Origin of the sequence: Streptomyces sp. VTCC 41912 (assembly GCF_045799175.1) — a bacterium.
Classification (GTDB): Bacteria; Actinomycetota; Actinomycetes; order Streptomycetales; family Streptomycetaceae; genus Streptomyces; species Streptomyces albulus_C.
In genome coordinates, this window is record NZ_JBJMAB010000009.1 from 234,693 (window position 1) to 252,095 (window position 17,403).

General features: G+C 73.7%; 12 protein-coding genes. 7 read left to right on the forward strand and 5 right to left on the reverse strand.

Annotation, left to right across the window (positions count from 1 at the left end; genetic code table 11):
- The first annotated feature begins 28 nt into the window (after positions 1-28).
- A complete protein-coding gene (locus ACJ6WD_RS16515) occupies positions 29-2,281 on the forward strand; it encodes an ATP-binding protein (protein ID WP_407616037.1) in 2,253 nt (750 codons plus the stop codon).
- A 27-nt stretch (positions 2,282-2,308) separates the two neighbouring features.
- The gene (locus tag ACJ6WD_RS16520) at positions 2,309-4,549 is read left to right on the forward strand and encodes an SUKH-4 family immunity protein (protein ID WP_407616038.1); all 2,241 of its coding nucleotides are present in this window, start codon (positions 2,309-2,311) and stop codon (positions 4,547-4,549) included.
- 101 nt (positions 4,550-4,650) lie between these two features.
- Here ACJ6WD_RS16520 and speB read toward each other — a convergent pair whose 3' ends face one another.
- A complete protein-coding gene (gene speB, locus ACJ6WD_RS16525; RefSeq protein WP_233657638.1) occupies positions 4,651-5,622 on the reverse strand; it encodes an agmatinase in 972 nt (323 codons plus the stop codon).
- A 182-nt stretch (positions 5,623-5,804) separates the two neighbouring features.
- Here speB and ACJ6WD_RS16530 point away from each other — a divergent pair, with 182 nt between their 5' ends.
- The gene (locus ACJ6WD_RS16530; RefSeq protein WP_016571440.1) at positions 5,805-6,596 is read left to right on the forward strand and encodes a phosphatase; all 792 of its coding nucleotides are present in this window, start codon (positions 5,805-5,807) and stop codon (positions 6,594-6,596) included.
- Between the two features lie 30 nt (positions 6,597-6,626).
- Here ACJ6WD_RS16530 and ACJ6WD_RS16535 read toward each other — a convergent pair whose 3' ends face one another.
- From ACJ6WD_RS16535 to ACJ6WD_RS16545, 3 genes are all read right to left on the reverse strand, one after another.
- A complete protein-coding gene (locus tag ACJ6WD_RS16535) occupies positions 6,627-7,556 on the reverse strand; it encodes an acyl-CoA thioesterase II (RefSeq protein WP_233657637.1) in 930 nt (309 codons plus the stop codon).
- Between the two features lie 18 nt (positions 7,557-7,574).
- Positions 7,575-8,783, reverse strand: coding sequence for an acyl-CoA dehydrogenase family protein (locus ACJ6WD_RS16540; RefSeq protein ID WP_407616039.1), 1,209 nt, complete (start codon positions 8,781-8,783; stop codon positions 7,575-7,577).
- Between the two features lie 141 nt (positions 8,784-8,924).
- Entirely contained in the window at positions 8,925-9,572 is a 648-nt protein-coding gene (locus tag ACJ6WD_RS16545) for a TetR/AcrR family transcriptional regulator (protein WP_376553851.1), read from the reverse strand.
- Positions 9,573-9,717: 145 nt separating this feature from the next.
- Between ACJ6WD_RS16545 and ACJ6WD_RS16550 the strand changes: the two genes are divergently transcribed.
- From ACJ6WD_RS16550 to ACJ6WD_RS16565, 4 genes are read left to right on the forward strand one after another with little or no spacing between them, the layout of a single operon-like run.
- A complete protein-coding gene (locus tag ACJ6WD_RS16550; RefSeq protein ID WP_233657757.1) occupies positions 9,718-11,349 on the forward strand; it encodes a carboxyl transferase domain-containing protein in 1,632 nt (543 codons plus the stop codon).
- Between the two features lie 8 nt (positions 11,350-11,357).
- Positions 11,358-13,397 carry an acetyl/propionyl/methylcrotonyl-CoA carboxylase subunit alpha gene (locus ACJ6WD_RS16555; RefSeq protein WP_275464579.1) on the forward strand — a complete coding sequence of 680 codons (2,040 nt, stop codon included), beginning with the start codon at positions 11,358-11,360 and terminating at the stop codon, positions 13,395-13,397.
- Positions 13,394-14,350 (forward strand): hydroxymethylglutaryl-CoA lyase, encoded by a 957-nt coding sequence (locus ACJ6WD_RS16560; protein WP_016571446.1) that lies wholly within the window; start codon positions 13,394-13,396, stop codon positions 14,348-14,350. Before ACJ6WD_RS16555 ends, ACJ6WD_RS16560 begins: the two co-directional genes overlap by 4 nt.
- Positions 14,351-14,357: 7 nt before the next feature.
- Positions 14,358-15,515 carry an acyl-CoA dehydrogenase family protein gene (locus ACJ6WD_RS16565; protein ID WP_020930317.1) on the forward strand — a complete coding sequence of 386 codons (1,158 nt, stop codon included), beginning with the start codon at positions 14,358-14,360 and terminating at the stop codon, positions 15,513-15,515.
- 185 nt (positions 15,516-15,700) lie between these two features.
- Here the strand turns inward: ACJ6WD_RS16565 and ACJ6WD_RS16570 are convergent, their stop codons facing one another.
- Complete coding sequence (locus ACJ6WD_RS16570; protein WP_233657634.1) at positions 15,701-17,296, reverse strand: beta-N-acetylhexosaminidase; 1,596 nt, start codon at positions 17,294-17,296, stop codon at positions 15,701-15,703.
- Positions 17,297-17,403: the final 107 nt, after the last annotated feature.

Below are 17,403 nucleotides of genomic sequence, written 5' to 3' on the forward strand. Positions count from 1 at the left end.
CCCCGCGCCTTGGATCGGAGTCCGGAACGTGCAGTACGACGAGGCTCTTCGGACCGCCCTCGGTTGGCTGGAGCAAGCCGGCCCCTCGGGCACCGTCCTCCAGGTCTCCGGTCCTCCCGGGGTCGGCAAGACGCAGTTGCTTGCCGACCTCGGTCAGCGTCTCCCCGCAGCCGTCACCGTCGACTGCAGCGGCCTGACCGCCGACCGGGTCGCGCACGCCGTACTGGACGGCCTCGGGCTCCGCATGGACCCGTCGCGCGACCGCGAGCCGCTGCGCGACGCCCTCGCCCGGCACGACGGTGACGCCGTCGTACTGCTGGCCAACGCCCAGTGGTCCGGGCCGCTGTTCAGTTCCCGCGAGCCGACCCGGGTGGGCGGGGACCTGGTCGGCGAGATCGGCCTGCGCAGCGGCGGCCGGGTGTCGGTCGTGGTGGAGGTGGACGGCGCGCACGAGCGGGTGGCCGTGTCCCGCCGCAAGGACGTGGAGCTGTCGGGCCTCCCGGTGCAGGAGGCACCGGTCGCCCGGTTCGTCGCCGAACACCCGGCCCTACAGGCACTGGCGGCGGCGGAGACCAGTACCGTCCCGCTCACCGTGTGGGCCTTCCTCGCCGGGGCGCTCGGGGTGCCCACCACCGTCGCCGAGCTGTCCGACCTGGCCGGGCGCCTCCCGGAGGTCGTCACGCGGCGCGCTGCGGACGTCTCGGGCGGCGCAGCGGTGAGCTTCCGCACCGACGGCCTGAAGCACCTGGCTCGCCGCGCCCGTCCGCTCACCACGGACCAACAGCACGCGCTCAGCACGGAATTGCGCGCCGCGCTCACCGAGCGCACGTCGTCCGACGAGGTGCACGCCTACGGCGCGGAGGCGCTGGCCGTGCACGCCGCCCTCGCCGGCGCCCTCCCCACGCTGCTCGACAGTGCACGCGCGCTGGCCCACTGCACCCGCTACTCGCTTCTCCAGGCGCTTCCGCTCCAGTTCACCGAGGGCGTTCCGCAGCACGGTGTCGCCGCCGACGTCCACTACCTCGAAACCGACGGCATCGCCCCCGAGGGCCAAGGGGAATGGCTTTCCTGGCTCCATTGGGCGGCCATCAACCGCGGCGCCACCGCATGGGCCGCGGCCCTCGCCGACGCCGGCGTTCCCCTGCCGTGGCGCACCGCCTGGTCGCACCACCGCGCGTACGGCGTCTTCGGCCCCGTCGCCGGGGAAACCGGCAAGGTGGACTACCTGTACCCCGGGGTCCTTGACGGCGCCGGTGCGGTGGCCGGCCAGCGGCTGCTGCCCCTGTTCCGGGACGGCGAGCACGTGCTGCCGGAGGGAGACGACCAGGCCGTCGAACGGGTGTGGCGGCTGGACGACGGCACGGAACCGGAACCGTCGACCGTCGTGGACCTCTTCTACGACCTGGAAGGAGACCTCGAAAGCGTCGAAGGCCGGAGCCGGTTCGAGAGCACCGGGGACGCCGCCCTGGCCCTCGATCCGCGCACTCCGCTCCGTCTCCCCCGCAGTGCCACCGCCAGCTGCGTCGTGGCCGACGGGCGCTGGGTGTTGGCCGGTCCCGGCGGCCTGTTCGCCGTCGACGCCGACCGCCCTGAGGGTGCCCCCGGCGACGACGCGGACCACCCGCCCCAGTGGGCGCCCCCGCTCATCGCCCCGCACACCAAGGCGGCCACCTGGGAGTTCCCGGCGGACATCGGTACCCCCCAGGGGCCGACCCCCGCCGCCCTCGCCCGGGCCTTCGGTCCGGACGCCTGCCGTCCCCTCCCCGCCGACGCCGTGCCCACCGGTCTGGACGACGCCACCCGCCGCTGCCTCACCGAGACCGGCGTGCCCGTCGTCAACGGCCAGATCTACCTGGCGACCCTCCCGCCCCTCGACGAGACGGGCCTGCCCACCGGCGACTGGGAGGGTGGGACTGCCGTCCCCTCCCCCGGTGTCGGCCCCTTCCACCGACTCGGCACCTGGATCGGCTCCGGCGCCTACCTCGACGCCGCCACCGGCCGCATCCTCCAGGACGGCCGCTCGGGCGCTTCCTTCGAACTCGTCGTCGCCAGCAGCCTGCCGCAGTACCTCGCCCTCCTCTGCCTCTACCGGACCTTCCAGATCAGCCCCTTCGCCACCACGGCCGAACACCGCGATGCCGCACGGAGCCTCACCCGGTGGGCAATGCGCATCGATCCCGTCGTCGAGGACAGCGCCATGTGGGACGCGGTGCTCTCCGGCTCCATGGAATCCGACCTGATCGTCAGCGGCTGGGACCTGCCCGGCCTCAGGCCCGCCTGATCACCGCACCCGCACTGGACCATCCACGTGGCACGAGAAGCTCCCGACCAGCCCCTGTTCACCACCGACCAGGCCGCCGCCCGTGTGCTCGACTGGTGGGAGAACCACCGCGCTGACGCGAGTCGGGTGAACCTCGCCGCGGACCAGGACCAGGGCGCCGCCGGGGCAGTGGTCCGGGAGGTGCACCGACGGGCCCCCGACAGCCTCCTGCTCGACGCGACCGGCAAGACGGCGGAGGGCCTGCTCCGTGAGCTGCTGGGCGAACTCGGCGTGTTGGAGGGGTGCCACTACGCGTTCGAGTGGGGGGACCGGGTCAGGAAGCTCGGCCGGGACCGTCTGGTCCTGATCGACCACGCCCTCTCCGCGGGCCCCACCCGCCGTTCCGCGCAGCCCGAACTGGTGGTGCACCACCTGGCCGAGGACCTGCGCCTGACCCCCGGCATCGGCGTGGTCCTCGCCGTGCCCTCGGACCACAAGGTGCGCAGGGGGCGGACCACCCTGCGCCTCGCCTCCCCCCACACCGACGACCTCCCCTCGCCCACCGCCCTCCCCGCCCCCGTCCAGGCCCTCGCCTTCTCCGAACCGCGCCGGGTCCCCCTGGCCGTGTGGCGGGAACTGATCACGGCCGCCACTACCGCCGGTCTCACCGCACCGGACGCGACCACCCAGGGGCCAGGCGACGGCGCCACGGATGAGGAACTAGCCGTCCTCGCCGGGCAGTTCGGCGATCACCTCGTCCACGCCGACGGCCACGTCGGCTTCCGTGACGAGCGCACCGCCGAGGCGATCCGCGGGGCGTACGGGCCCGAGCTGCCCGCCGCCGTCGGCCGCCACCTGGTCGCCCGGCTGCGCGCGCAGGCGCCCGGCTTCCGCCATCCCGACGGCTGGGCCGCCGCCGGACCGCTCGGCCGCTACGCCGCCGACGGCCTCGCCCTGCACGCCGTCCAGGCCGGCCTCCTCGACGACGTGCTCGCCGACGGCACCGTCGTCGGGCAGCTCCCCCCGGACGCCCTCGTCGACGCCGCGCACTGCGCCCACGACGGTTCGCTGCCCGGCAACAACGCCGCCGCCGACGCCGTGCACCTGCGGATGTTCGGCCTGCACCGGCCCGACCAGCCCAGTTGGGCTGCCTGGCTGCACCTGATGGCCACCGCCCGCAACGACACCGCGCTGGCCGACGGCATCGAGCGCTGCGGCGTACGGCTTCCCTGGAAGGCCCTGTGGACCCACTGGCGGCCGCCGGGCGCCTGCCACCTCAGCTACCTGCGCCCCGGTCCGGTCGGCACCCCGTTCTCCGTGCGCTGGCAGGGCCGCCCGGCGGTGCTGTCCTCCGGTGACCACGTGCATGTCTGGGACCTGGCGTCGGGCGCGCTCCTCGCCGGTCCCTGGCCCGGGGGCGAGGGGTTCCCCGCCGAGGCGCGGCCCGCCCTCACGTGGGCCGCCGGCGACCATCCCACGCCCGGCCCGGTCTCGGTCCGCGAGCTCAGCCGGGCGGCCGACACCGCGGAGGCGGTGGACGGTGCCCTCGAAGACCTGCTGCACACCTGTCTGGACACCGGGGTCGCGCTCGCGCCCGAACTCCCGGCGCCCCTCGTCCTGTCCGGGCCGGGCGGGCTCTTCGCGGTCCAGCCGCAGCCGGGTGTGGACCGCACCGCGTTCGACGAACCGGGCGGGCAGCCCCTGCTGGGCACCCTCACCGCCACCGAAGCCGCCACCCCGGCCGATGCCCCCGACCCCTCACCGCACGGCCTCGCCGCCATCCACGGCACCGAGGTCTACGTCACCACCGCCCCCGAAGACCTCCCCGAGGGCCTCACCGACCCCACCGCCCGCCAGGTCCTCACCGGCACCGGCCTCCCCGAGTTCGACGACCAGTGCCTCGCCCTCCAACCGACCGGCCCGGGCTTCCTCCAGGAAGTCCCGTGGCCGGAGGACCACCCCGAACAACCCGACGACGAGGGCCCGTTCTACCGCCTCGGCCGGTGGATGGGCGGCCACGTCGTCCTCGACGGCCCCACCGGACACGTCCTGCGCTGCCCCACCGACTACGGCGACCCCACCGCGGAGAATGGCGTCCTCGTCGCCACCGACCTGGACAACTTCCTCACCATGGCGGCCCTCTTCGTCACCGGCCGCCGGCTCTTCATCGACCTCGACAACCGCGACGAGGTCAACGTGCTGCGCCAGCACACCGAGGACGCCCTCTGGAACGTCGACTGGCAGGGCTCGGGCGCCGGCGCCTGGCAGTACCCCCTCCACAACGAATGACCCCGGCCGCCGGCCGCGCCTCCCCTCCCCCTCTAAAAACCGAAACCGCCGCCCGGCCCCCTTCAGGGCCGGCCGGCGGTTCGTGCGGTGTCCGGGGGTGGTCAGCCGCGGGCGTCCGCGATCTGTCGGGACATGATCGTGGTCAGCTCGTACGCGGTGTGCGAGGCGGCGACGGCCGTGATCTCTGCGTGGTCGTAGGCCGGGGCGACCTCCACCACGTCGGCGGAGACCAGGTTGCAGGACGCCAGGCCGCGCAGGATCTCCAGCAGTTCGCGGGAGGTCATGCCGCCGGCCTCCGGCGTGCCGGTGCCGGGGGCGTGGGCCGGGTCGAGGCAGTCGATGTCGATGGAGATGTAGAGCGGCCGGTCACCGATGCGCTGGCGCAGCTGGTCGGCGATCTCGTCGGCACCGCGCCGGTAGACGTCCGCCGAGGTGACGATGCCGAAGCCCATCTTCTCGTCGTCGGTGAGGTCCTTCTTGCCGTAGAGCGGGCCGCGGGTACCGACGTGGGACAGCGCGGAGGTGTCGAGGATGCCCTCCTCGACGGCCCGGCGGAACGGGGTGCCGTGGGTGTACTCGGCGCCGAAGTAGGTGTCCCAGGTGTCCAGGTGCGCGTCGAAGTGCAGCAGGGCGACCGGGCCGTGCTTCTTGGCGACCGAGCGCAGCAGCGGCAGCGCGATGGTGTGGTCGCCGCCCAGCGTCATCATGCGGGCGCCGCTGCCGAGGAGGTCGTCGGCAGCGGCCTCGATGGTCTCCACGGCCTCGTTGATGTTGAACGGGTTGGCCGCGATGTCACCGGCGTCGGCGACCTGCGCCAGCGCGAACGGCGAGGCGTCCTGCGCCGGGTTGTACGGCCGCAGCAGCCGCGACGCCTCACGGATCGCGTTGCCGCCGAAGCGGGCGCCCGGCCGGTAGGAGACGCCGGTGTCGAAGGGGACACCGACGACGGCGACATCGGTCCGGCCGCCGACCTCGTCGAGGCGGGGCAGCCGGGCGAAGGTCGCGGGCCCGGCGTAGCGCGGGACGCGGGAGGAGTCGACGGGGCCCACGGGCTCGTTCGATGCGGTGGTCATGGGGGCAGAGTAGAGAGCGCCCGACGACCCGGGACATGGACATTTTCGCTCTTCGGGCCGCGTTCGTTCGACGTTTTGTCCAGCCGCCGCCGCGTCGCGGCACCGTGTCCGGTCCGTGTCCACCCGGTGTCCGCGCTGTGGAACGCCCGACCGGGAGAGATCCGTACGGGCACAATGTCGCTATGCCGATAGCCGCTGCAGCCCCCTCGCGTGCCGAACTCGTCGACCACCTCGTACGGACCCGGATCGCCGGTGAGGTCGCCACCCCCCGCGAGAACAACCTCCTCCACTACCGCCGGCTCGCGAACGGCGACCGCCACTACTGGTTCGGCCTGGAGCTGGGCGACCGCTGGACGGACGAGCAGGACGTGCTGGCCGTGATGGCGGAGCGCTGCGGCGTCAACGACGACCCGCACCACCGGCAGGGCCAGGACACCATCGACCCCGAGTTGACCGTGGACGCCCTGGATCGCGCGGCCGCGGTGCTGCGCAAGGCGGCCGCCGACCGCCAGCGGGTGCTGTTCGCCACCGGCCACCCGGGCGGCCTGATGGACGTCCACCGCGCCACCGCCCAGGCCCTGCACGCCCGGGACTGCGAGATCGTGGTCATCCCCGACGGGCTGCACGCCGACGACGGCATGGTCTTCCAGTTCGGGGACGTGGCGATGCTGGAGCGCGGTGCGACGCTGTGGCACACCCACTCCCCGGAGCCGATGGCCGCGGTCCTGGACGGCCTGGAGCGCGCCGGCCGGCCCCTGCCGGACCTGGTGATGGCCGACCACGGCTGGGCCGGCTGCGCGGGCCAGCGCGGCATCCCCACGATCGGGTTCGCCGACTGCAACGACCCCGCGCTCTTCCTCGCCGAGTCCGAGGGCACCGTCCAGGTCACCGTCCCGCTGGACGACCACGTGCTGAGCCCCCGCCACTACGACCCGCTCACCGCCTACCTCCTGGCCGCGGCCGACCTGCTCTGACCCGGCGGCGTCACGTCCGCGGGGTCCCGGTCACTCCTCCCGGGGCGCCCGGACGACGCCCTCCTGCACCACGGACGCCACCAGCCGCCCGTCCGCGGCGAAGATCCGCCCGGTGCCCAGCCCCCGCCCGCCGCGCGCGGTCGGCGACTCCTGGTCGTAGAGCAGCCACTCGTCGGCCCGCAGCGGCCGGTGGAACCACATGGCGTGGTCGAGGCTGGCCCCCACCACGTCGCCGACCGCCCAGCCGCCGCGCCCGTGGGCCAGCAGCACCGAGTCCAGCAGGGTCATGTCCGAGACGTACGTCACCAGGCAGACGTGCAGCAGCGGCTCGTCCTCCGGGCCGTCCAGTTTGCCGTCGGTGCGGAACCACACCTGCGAGCGCGGCTCGCGGGCCGTGCCGGCGGTGGCGAACGGCGGCTCCTGCACGTAGCGCAGGTCGACGGCGGCCCGGGCCTCCAGCAGCCGCTGGAGCATGTCCGGTTCGCGGAACCGGTCGGCGTAGCGCGGCAGCATCTCGGCCTGGGTAGGCAGGGTCAGCGGGTCCGGTGCGGCCGGCATCGGCTCCTGGTGCTCCAGAGCCGCCTCCTCGGGCGCGTGGAAGGACGCGGTGAGGTGGAAGATCGGCTTGCCGTGCTGGACGGCGACGACCCGGCGGGTGGTGAAGGACCGCCCGTCGCGGATCCGGTCGACGGTGTAGACGATGGGCGCGCCGGAGTCGCCGGGGCGCAGGAAGTAGGCGTGCAGCGAGTGCGGGATGGGGGCACCCCCTGCTCGACCGGAGTGGAGAGCTTGGGGGCGATGGGCGGGGACCGTGCGCCCGGCCGCGACCAGCGCCTGTGCGGCGACCTGACCGCCGAAGACCCGGGGCACGACCGAGGCCCGGCTCTGGCCGCGGAAGATGTCCTGCTCGATCTGCTCCAGGGCGAGCAGGTCGAGCAGGGACTGGAGTGCGTCGTTCACGTGCGGGGTCCCTGCGCCCTACAGGCCCATGGACTTGGCGATGATGGACTTCATGACCTCGCTGGTGCCGCCGTAGATGCGGTTGACGCGGTTGTCGGCGTAGAGCCGGGCGATCGGGTACTCGTTCATGAAGCCGTAGCCGCCGTGCAGTTGCAGGCAGCGGTCGATGACGCGGTGCGCGACCTCGGTGCAGAACAGCTTGGCGGAGGCGGCCTCGGCGGCGGTCAGCTCGCCGGCGTCGAGGGCCTCCAGGGCGCGGTCGGCGACGGCCTCGGCGGCGTCCACCTCGGCCTGGCAGGCGGCGAGTTCGAACTTGGTGTTCTGGAAGGAGGCGACGGACTTGCCGAAGACGGTGCGCTCCTGGACGTAGCTCTTCGCGAACCGCACGGCGGCCTTGGCCTGCGCGTAGGCGCCGAAGGCGATGCCCCAGCGCTCGGAGGGGAGGTTGCAGCCGAGGTAGGAGAAGCCCTCGTTCTCCTCGCCGAGCAGGTCCGCCACGGGCACCTCGACGTCGACGAAGGCCAGCTCGGCGGTGTCGGAGACCTTCAGGCCGAGCTTGTCGAGCTTGCGGCCGACGGAGTAGCCCGCGGACGTGGTGTCGACGGCGAAGAGGGAGATCCCGAAGCGGCGGTCGTCCCGAGATTCTGCCTGCGCGGAGCGCTGTCCATCAGGGGCGGTGGTCGGGCGACGGGCGGGCGGGGAGGTGCGGGCGCAGACGATGACGCGGTCCGCGTGCACGCCGCCGGTGATGAAGGTCTTGGAGCCGTTGAGGACGTAGTGCGTGCCGTCCGCGGACAGCTTCGCGGTGGTCTTCATGCCGGCGACGTCGGAGCCGGTGCCCGGCTCGGTCATGGCCAGGGCCCACATCTCCTCGCCGGAGACGAACTTGGGCAAGAACCGCTGCTTCTGCGCGTCGGTGGCGAGCATCTGGAGGTAGGGCAGGCCGAGCAGCACGTGGACGCCGGAGCCGCCGAAGGAGACGCCGGCGCGGGCGGTCTCCTCGTACATCACGGCCTCGAACTTGTGCGAGTCGATGCCGGCGCCGCCGTACTCCTCGGGGACGCGGATACCGAAGACGCCCAGCTCGGCGAGCTTGTAGTAGAAGTCGCGGGGCGCCTGGCCGGCGGCGTACCACTCGTCGTAGACGGGCACCACCTCGGCTTCGATGAAGGCGCGTACGGTCGCGCGGAACGCCTCGTGGTCCTCGTCGTACACCGTCCGTCGCATGCCCCGGCCTCCTTCACCGCCACACCTGGCTAAGCGTTTGCTCAGCGCAAGCTACCCGTCGGTCAGCAAGGCTGTCCAGAGGTGGAACGGGCCCGCGGCCCGCCCCCGGAGGGACGGGCCGCGGGCCCGGGCGCGAGCGGTTCAGCCGGCCCGGCGCGCCGCCACCGCGCCGCCCCCGGCCCCCGCGGCCGCCTCCGCGTCCACCGCGCCGAACGCACCCAGCGCGAGGCGGTGCAGCAGCCGCGCCATCTCCGGACGCCCCGGCAGCGAGCCCGGGCGCCCCAGGTGCGGGGTGGAGTTCAACAGCCCGAAGACCGCGTGCACGGCGGCCCGCACCTCGGACTCCGCCGACTCGGCGTGGACCTGGCGGACGACCTCGACCCACAGCTCGACGTACTGCCGCTGGAGCTGCCGGACCCGCTTGCGGTCGGCCTCCCGCAGGCGGTCCAGCTCGCGGTCGTGGAGGGTGATCAGGGGCCGGTCGTCGAGTGCGAAGTCGATGTGCCCGTCGATCAGCGCGTCGAGCACCGCCGCCGGGCTCTCGCCGCCCTCCTCGACCCGCATCCGGCCGCCGGCCAGCAGCCGCTCGCTGATCCCGACGAGGAGTTCGGCGAGCATCGCGTCCTTGCCGGCGAAGTGCCGGTAGAGGCCGGGGCCCGAGATGCCCACGGCCGCCCCTATCTCGTCCACGCCGACGCCGTGGAAGCCGCGCTCCGCGAAGAGCCGGGCGGCCTCCTTGAGGATCTGCTCTCGGCGGCTGGTGGGGGCGGGGGCGTGCGCGTTACTCATGCCGTCGATTGTAGACAGGCGGGTTAGTGGTCGTTAACCTGAGGGAAATGAGGTTAACGCCTATTAACCCGCCTGGCCCCGCGGCGCACCCCGCGGCGCCCGGCGGCCAGCCGACCGAGCGAGGGGGCCCATAGCGATGGAGGCCATCGAGCAGGCACCGGTGCTGACCGGCACCGACGACCCGGCGTCCGACGCCTGGCGGGCCAACGAGGCCGCGCACCGCGAGCTGGCCGACCACCTGCGCGCGAAGCTCGCCGCGGCCCGGCTCGGCGGCGGCGAGAAGGCCCGGGCCCGGCACACCGCCCGCGGCAAGCTGCTGCCGCGCGAGCGGGTGGACGCGCTGCTGGACCCCGGCTCCCCCTTCCTGGAGCTGGCGCCGCTGGCCGCGGACGGGATGTACGACGGGGCCGCACCGGCCGCCGGGGTGATCGCCGGCATCGGCCGGGTCAGCGGCCGGGAGACCGTGATCGTCGCCAACGACGCCACCGTCAAGGGCGGCACGTACTACCCGATGACCGTCAAGAAGCATCTGCGCGCCCAGGAGGTGGCGCTGGAGAACCGCCTCCCGTGCCTGTACCTCGTCGACTCCGGCGGCGCGTTCCTGCCGATGCAGGACGAGGTCTTCCCCGACCGCGAGCACTTCGGGCGGATCTTCTACAACCAGGCCCGGATGTCCGCCGCCCGCGTCCCGCAGATCGCCGCGGTCCTCGGCTCCTGCACGGCCGGCGGCGCCTACGTCCCGGCGATGAGCGACGAGGCGGTGATCGTGCGGAACCAAGGCACGATCTTCCTCGGCGGCCCGCCGCTGGTGAAGGCCGCCACCGGCGAGGTGGTCAGCGCCGAGGAGCTGGGCGGCGGCGAGGTGCACTCCCGCACCTCCGGCGTCACCGACCACCTCGCGGAGGACGACGCGCACGCCCTGCGGATCGTCCGCACCATCGTCGCCACCCTCGGCGACCGCCCGCCGCTGCCCTGGTCCGTCCGGCCCGTCGAGGAGCCCAAGGCCGACCCCGCCGGGCTCTACGGCGCGGTGCCGGTGGACTCCCGCACGCCCTACGACGTCCGCGAGGTGATCGCCCGGATCGTCGACGGCTCGCGCTTCGCCGAGTTCAAGGCCGAGTACGGCACCACCCTGGTCACCGGCTTCGCCCACGTGCACGGCCACCCGGTGGGGATCGTCGCCAACAACGGCATCCTGTTCTCCGAGTCCGCCCAGAAGGGCGCCCACTTCATCGAGCTGTGCGACCAGCGCGGCATCCCGCTGCTGTTCCTCCAGAACATCTCCGGCTTCATGGTCGGCCGGGACTACGAGGCGGGCGGCATCGCCAAGCACGGCGCGAAGATGGTCACCGCGGTCGCCTGCACCCGCGTCCCCAAGCTGACCGTCGTCGTCGGCGGCTCCTACGGGGCGGGCAACTACTCGATGTGCGGCCGCGCCTACTCCCCCCGCTTCCTGTGGATGTGGCCCAACGCCAAGATCTCGGTGATGGGCGGCGAGCAGGCCGCGTCCGTCCTCGCCACCGTCAAGCGCGACCAGTTGGAGGCGCGCGGCGAGGAGTGGAGCACGGCGGACGAGGCCGCCTTCAAGGACCCGATCCGCGCCCAGTACGAGACCCAGGGCAACGCCTACTACGCGACCGCCCGGCTCTGGGACGACGGCGTCATCGACCCGCTGGAGACCCGCCAGGTGCTCGGCCTGGCGCTGACCGCCTGCGCCAACGCCCCCCTGCCCCAACGGGACGACGCAGCGCCGGCCTTCGGCGTCTTCCGGATGTGAGAGGACCTATGACCAGCTTCGACACCGGCCTGTTCGACACCGTCCTGGTCGCCAACCGCGGGGAGATCGCGGTCCGCGTCATCACGACGCTGCGCGCGCTCGGCATCCGCTCGGTCGCGGTGTACAGCGACGCGGACGCCGACGCCCGGCACGTCCAGGAGGCGGACACCGCGGTCCGGATCGGCCCGGCCCCGGCCACCGAGAGCTACCTGTCCGCCCCGCGCCTGCTGGACGCCGCCGCCCGCACCGGCGCCCAGGCCGTCCACCCCGGCTACGGCTTCCTCGCCGAGAACGCCGCGTTCGCCCGCGCCTGCACCGACGCCGGGCTGGTGTTCATCGGCCCGCCCGCGGACGCCATCGACCTGATGGGCGACAAGATCCGGGCCAAGGAGACGGTCCGCGCCGCCGGCGTCCCGGTCGTCCCCGGCTCCTCCGGCAGCGGCCTGAGCGACGCGGAACTCGCCGCCGCGGCACGGGAGATCGGCATGCCGGTGCTCCTCAAGCCGTCCGCCGGCGGCGGCGGCAAGGGCATGCGCCTGGTCCGGGAGGCCGACCGGCTCGCCGACGAGATCGCCGCCGCCCGCCGCGAGGCCCGCTCGTCCTTCGGGGACGACACCCTGCTGGTGGAGCGGTGGATCGACCGGCCCCGGCACATCGAGATCCAGGTGCTGGCCGACGGCCACGGCAACGTCCTCCACCTCGGCGAGCGCGAATGCTCCCTCCAACGCCGCCACCAGAAGATCATCGAGGAGGCGCCCTCGGTCCTGCTGGACGCCGCCACCCGGGCCGCGATGGGCGAGGCCGCCGTCCAGGCGGCCCGCTCCTGCGGCTACCGCGGCGCCGGCACCGTCGAGTTCATCGTCCCCGGCAAGGACCCGTCCGGCTACTGCTTCATGGAGATGAACACCCGCCTCCAGGTGGAGCACCCGGTCACCGAGATGATCACCGGGCTGGACCTCGTCGAATGGCAGCTGCGGATCGCCGCCGGGGAACGCCTCCCCTACGCCCAGGAGCACCTCTCGTTCACCGGGCACGCCATCGAGGCCCGGATCTGCGCCGAGGACCCGTCCCGCGACTTCCTGCCGACCGGCGGCACCGTCCTCACCCTGCGCGAGCCGGCCGGCGACGGCACCCGCACCGACTCCGGGCTCTCCGAGGGCGCCGAGGTCGGCAGCCGTTACGACCCGATGCTCGCCAAGGTCATCGCGCACGGCCCGGACCGGGCGAGCGCCCTGCGCAAGCTCCGGGCCGCGCTGGCCGCCACCGTCACCCTCGGCGTGCCGACCAACGCCGGCTTCCTGCGCCGCCTGCTCGCCCACCCGGACGTGGCGTCCGGCGAGTTGGACACCGGGCTCGTCGAGCGGGTGGCAGCCGACCTGGTGCCCGACGCGGTCCCGGACGAGGTGTACGCGGCGGCCGCGGCGGTCCGCCAGGCGGCGCTGGAGTCGACGGCCGACGCGGGCGGCTGGCGCGACCCGTTCGCCGCCCCGACCGGCTTCCGGCTCGGCGGCGAACCCGCTCCGGTACGGCACTGGCTGCGCGTCCCCGGACAGGACCCGGTGGCGTACGACGTCCGGCCGGGCGTCACCCCGGAGCGGTTCGAGGTCACCGCGGACGAGGTGCGGGTCACCGTGGACGGCATCCGGCACACCTTCCACCGCGGCGGCCACTGGCTGGGCCGGGACGGCGACGCCTGGCACGTCACCGACCACGACCCGGTGGCCGAGGCGCTGCGGGAGGCCGCCCGCGGCCACGGCGTCGACACCCTCGCCGCCCCGATGCCCGGCACCGTCACCGTCGTCAAGGTGGCCGTCGGCGACGAGGTCGCCGCCGGGCAGGGCCTGCTGGTGGTGGAGGCGATGAAGATGGAGCACGTCATCTCCGCGCCGCACGCCGGGACGGTCACCGAACTCGACGTCACCCCGGGCAGCACGGTCGCCATGGACCAGGTGCTCGCCGTCGTCGCCCCGCACGAGGACGCCGCCGGCAGCGCCCCCGGGGACGCCGGGACACCGGCCCCCGGCACGGACGAGGAGGCGACGGCATGACCACCGACGGCACACCGGCGCGGGGGCTGCCCATGGAGGTGGCCGCGGAGGGCCTGCCCACCCGCGTGCGGATCCACGAGGTCGGCCCGCGCGACGGCCTGCAGAACGAGCAGGCGGTCGTCCCGACCGAGGTCAAGGCGGAGTTCATCCACCGGCTGGCCGCCGCCGGCCTGCCGGTCGTCGAGGCGACCAGCTTCGTGCACCCCAAGTGGGTGCCCCAACTCGCCGACGCCGAGCGGCTGTTCCCGATGCTGGGCGACCTCGATCCGCGGCACCTGCCGGTGCTGGTGCCCAACGAACGGGGCCTGACCCGCGCCCTGGCGCTGGGCGCCCGCCGGATCGCGGTGTTCGGCAGCGCCACCGAGTCGTTCGCCAAGGCCAACCTCAACCGCACCGTCGACGAGGCGCTGGCGATGTTCGAACCGGTCGTCCGGCGGGCCCGGGACGAGAAGGTGCACGTCCGCGGCTACCTGTCGATGTGCTTCGGCGACCCGTGGGAGGGCCCGGTGCCGATCGCCCAGGTCGTCCGGGTCTGCCGGGCCCTGCTCGACCTGGGCTGCGACGAGCTGAGCCTGGGCGACACCATCGGCGTGGCCACGCCCGGCCACGTCCAGCACCTGCTCGCCGCGCTCAACGAGGCCGGCGTGCCCACCTCCCGGTTGGGCGTCCACTTCCACGACACCTACGGCCAGGCCCTGGCCAACACCTTCGCCGCGCTCCAGCACGGCGTCACCACCGTCGACGCCTCGGCGGGCGGCCTGGGCGGCTGCCCGTACGCCAAGAGCGCCACCGGCAACCTCGCCACCGAAGACCTCGTGTGGATGCTGCACGGCCTCGGCATCGAGACCGGCGTCGATCTGGGGCGGCTGACCGAGGCCAGCGTGTGGCTGGCCGGGGTCCTGGGCCGTCCCAGCCCCTCACGCACCGTCCGCGCCCTCTCCCACAAGGAGTGAGTGACCCATGTCCCTGGACCACCGCCTGTCCGACGAGCTGGAAGAACTCCGGCGCACGGTCGAGGCGTTCGCACACGACGTCGTCGCCCCGGAGATCGGCGCGTACTACGAACAGCACGCCTTCCCGTACGACATCGTCCGCCAGATGGGCCAGATGGGCCTGTTCGGGCTGCCGTTCCCCGAGGAGTACGGCGGCATGGGCGGCGACTACCTGGCGCTGGGCATCGTGCTGGAGGAACTGGCCCGGGTCGACTCGTCCGTGGCGATCACCCTGGAGGCCGGGGTCTCGCTCGGCGCCATGCCGCTCTACCGCTTCGGCACGGAGGAGCAGAAGCGCGCGTGGCTGCCGAAGCTGTGCAGCGGCGAGGTGCTCGGCGCCTTCGGCCTCACCGAACCGGACGGCGGCTCGGACGCCGGCGCGACCCGCACCACCGCGGTGCGGGACGACAACGGGGACTGGGTGATCAACGGCAGCAAGTGCTTCATCACCAACTCCGGCACCGACATCACCGGCCTGGTGACGGTCACCGCGGTCACCGGCCACAAGGACGACGGCTCCCCGCTGATCTCCGCGATCATCGTGCCGGCCGGCACCCCCGGCTTCACGGTCGCCGCCCCGTACTCCAAGGTCGGCTGGAACGCCTCGGACACCCGCGAGCTGTCCTTCTCCGACGTCCGCGTCCCGGCCGCCAACCTCCTCGGCGAGGAGGGCCGCGGCTACGCGCAGTTCCTGCGGACCCTCGACGAGGGCCGGGTCGCCATCGCCGCGCTGGCCACCGGCCTGGCCCAGGGCTGCGTGGACGAGTCGGTGCGGTACGCCAAGGAGCGCCACGCGTTCGGCCGGCCGATCGGCGCCAACCAGGCCATCCAGTTCAAGCTGGCCGACATGGAGCTGCGCGCCCACACCTCCCGGCTGGCCTGGCGCGACGCCGCGTCCCGGCTGGTGCACGGCGAGCCGTTCAAGAAGGAGGCGGCGCTCGCCAAGCTCTACTCCTCCGAGATCGCGGTGGACAACGCCCGCGAGGCCACCCAGATCCACGGCGGCTACGGCTTCATGAACGAGTACCCGGTCGCCCGGATGTGGCGGGACGCCAAGATCCTGGAGATCGGCGAGGGCACCAGCGAGGTCCAACGCATGCTCATCGCCCGCGAGTTGGGCTTCTAGGAAGGCCCCCGACGTCGCCGGCCGGCGACCGCCCGCGCCGCCGGGGGCGCACCCCTGGGGGCGGGCGAACGGATCCCCTAGGGGGCGGCGGCGCCCCCTGTGGGCCACAACGCGGCGGGCCCGGGAGGAGATTCCCGGGCCCGCCGCGCCGCCCCGACGCGTCACCGCATCACCGGGTCACCGCGTCACCGCGTCGGCCACGCCACTTCCGGGGCCCGGTAGTAGCCGATGCCCTGGGCGTCCCAGCGCGGCCCCTGCGCGGCCAGCCGCACCCGGTACGCGTCCCAGTCGTGCGCCCGGGCCGGCGACCAGCCCAGCTCGGCGATGCCCGGCAGTCGCGGGAACGCCATGTACTCGATGTTCGCGGAGGTCGTCAGGGTCTCCGACCACAGCGGCGCCTCGACGCCGGCGACCGCCGAGCCGGGCGCGCCGGCCAGGTAGCTCCCCGGGTCCCAGTCGTAGGCCCGCCGGACGTCCACGTAGCCGGCCCAGTTCAGGCCCAGCGGGCTGTCCTTGTCGTACTTCATGTCGAGGTAGGCCCGGTCGGCGGGCGAGAGGATCAGCTGCGTCCCGCGCTTCGCCGCGTCGACGACCTGCTGCCGCTCCTCCGCGCCCGTCTTGTCGTAGCCCCAGTACTGGGCGAGGGCGCCCTTCGCCGGGTGCGCCCCGGTCAGCTGGTGCCAGCCGATCACCGTCTTGCCGTACTTGGCGACCACCGGCTGCGCCTTGTCCATGAAGGCGACGTAGTCCGCGTGGGCGGTGGAGTGCGCCTCGTCGCCGCCGATGTGGAGGTAGCGGCCGGGGGTGAGCGCGGCGATCTCCCGGATGACGTCGTCGACGAAGTCGTAGGTGACCTTCTTGGGCACGCACAGCGAGCTGAAGCCGACCTTGGTGCCGGTGTAGAGCGGCGGCGCCTCGCCGTTGCAGTTGAGGTCGGCGTAGGAGGCGAGCGCGGCGTTGGTGTGGCCGGGCATGTCGATCTCGGGGATCACGGTCAGATAGCGGCTGGCGGCGTAGCGGACGATCTCGCGGTAGTCGTCCTTGCTGTAGTGGCCGCCGCGGCCGCCGCCGACCTGGGTGCTGCCGCCGTAGGTCGCCAGGCGCGGCCAGGAGTCGATCGCGATCCGCCAGCCCTGGTCGTCGGAGAGGTGCAGGTGCAGCTTGTTGATCTTGTATTGGGCGAGCTGGTCGATGTACCGCTTGACCTGGTCGACGGTGAAGAAGTGCCGGGAGACGTCGAGCATCGCCCCGCGGTAGGCGTAGCGGGGCGCGTCGGAGATCGTCCCGCCGGCGATCCGCCAGGGGCCGGACTGCCGGCTCTTCTTCTCCACGGCGGCCGGCAGCAGCTGGCGCAGGGTCTGGACGCCGTGGAAGAGGCCGGCCGGGCGGGCGGCGCTGATGGTGACCGCGCGGCCGCCGGAGGTCAGCCGGTAGCCCTCCGCGCCGAGGCCGCGGGTGTCCCGGCCGCCGAGCCGGAAGACGATGCCGTCCGCGCCGCCGCGGGTGGTGACCGGCAGCGCGAAGCCGGTGGCCGGCCGCAGCAGCCCCGCCAGGTAGCCGGCGATCTGCCGGGCCTCACCGGAGTTGCCGGGCACCCTGATCCGGGTGCCCGCGCCGAGGGTGAAGGCGTCGCCGGCCGGCCGGACCGAGGCGGGGGCCGGGATCACCCGGTCCAGCGGCGTGGCGGCGGGGGCCGCGGTGCCCGGCTGCGGCACGGCGGCGGTCACCGTGCCGGCCGCCGCGACCAGGAGCAGGGAGAAGAGGAGTCTGCGTCGTCTCATGGGCGGTCCCTTCGGCGAGCTTCGTCAGCGGCACGTTCTGCGGGGCGTTCGGCGGGCGACGCACCCGGGGGCGCACGTTCTGCATGGCGTGGAGCGACCGGATGGTG

Excerpts from the sequence above, each read along its gene's own strand:
- ACJ6WD_RS16545 (WP_376553851.1), bottom strand. The coding sequence starts at position 9,572 with ATGAGTAACGCGCACGCCCCCGCCCCCACCAGCCGCCGAGAGCAGATC.
- ACJ6WD_RS16565 (WP_020930317.1), top strand. The coding sequence starts at position 14,358 with ATGTCCCTGGACCACCGCCTGTCCGACGAGCTGGAAGAACTCCGGCGC.
- ACJ6WD_RS16560 (WP_016571446.1), top strand. The coding sequence starts at position 13,394 with ATGACCACCGACGGCACACCGGCGCGGGGGCTGCCCATGGAGGTGGCC.
- ACJ6WD_RS16530 (WP_016571440.1), top strand. The coding sequence starts at position 5,805 with ATGCCGATAGCCGCTGCAGCCCCCTCGCGTGCCGAACTCGTCGACCAC.
- ACJ6WD_RS16540 (WP_407616039.1), bottom strand. The coding sequence starts at position 8,783 with ATGCGACGGACGGTGTACGACGAGGACCACGAGGCGTTCCGCGCGACC.
- ACJ6WD_RS16555 (WP_275464579.1), top strand. The coding sequence starts at position 11,358 with ATGACCAGCTTCGACACCGGCCTGTTCGACACCGTCCTGGTCGCCAAC.
- speB (WP_233657638.1), bottom strand. The coding sequence starts at position 5,622 with ATGACCACCGCATCGAACGAGCCCGTGGGCCCCGTCGACTCCTCCCGC.
- ACJ6WD_RS16570 (WP_233657634.1), bottom strand. The coding sequence starts at position 17,296 with ATGAGACGACGCAGACTCCTCTTCTCCCTGCTCCTGGTCGCGGCGGCC.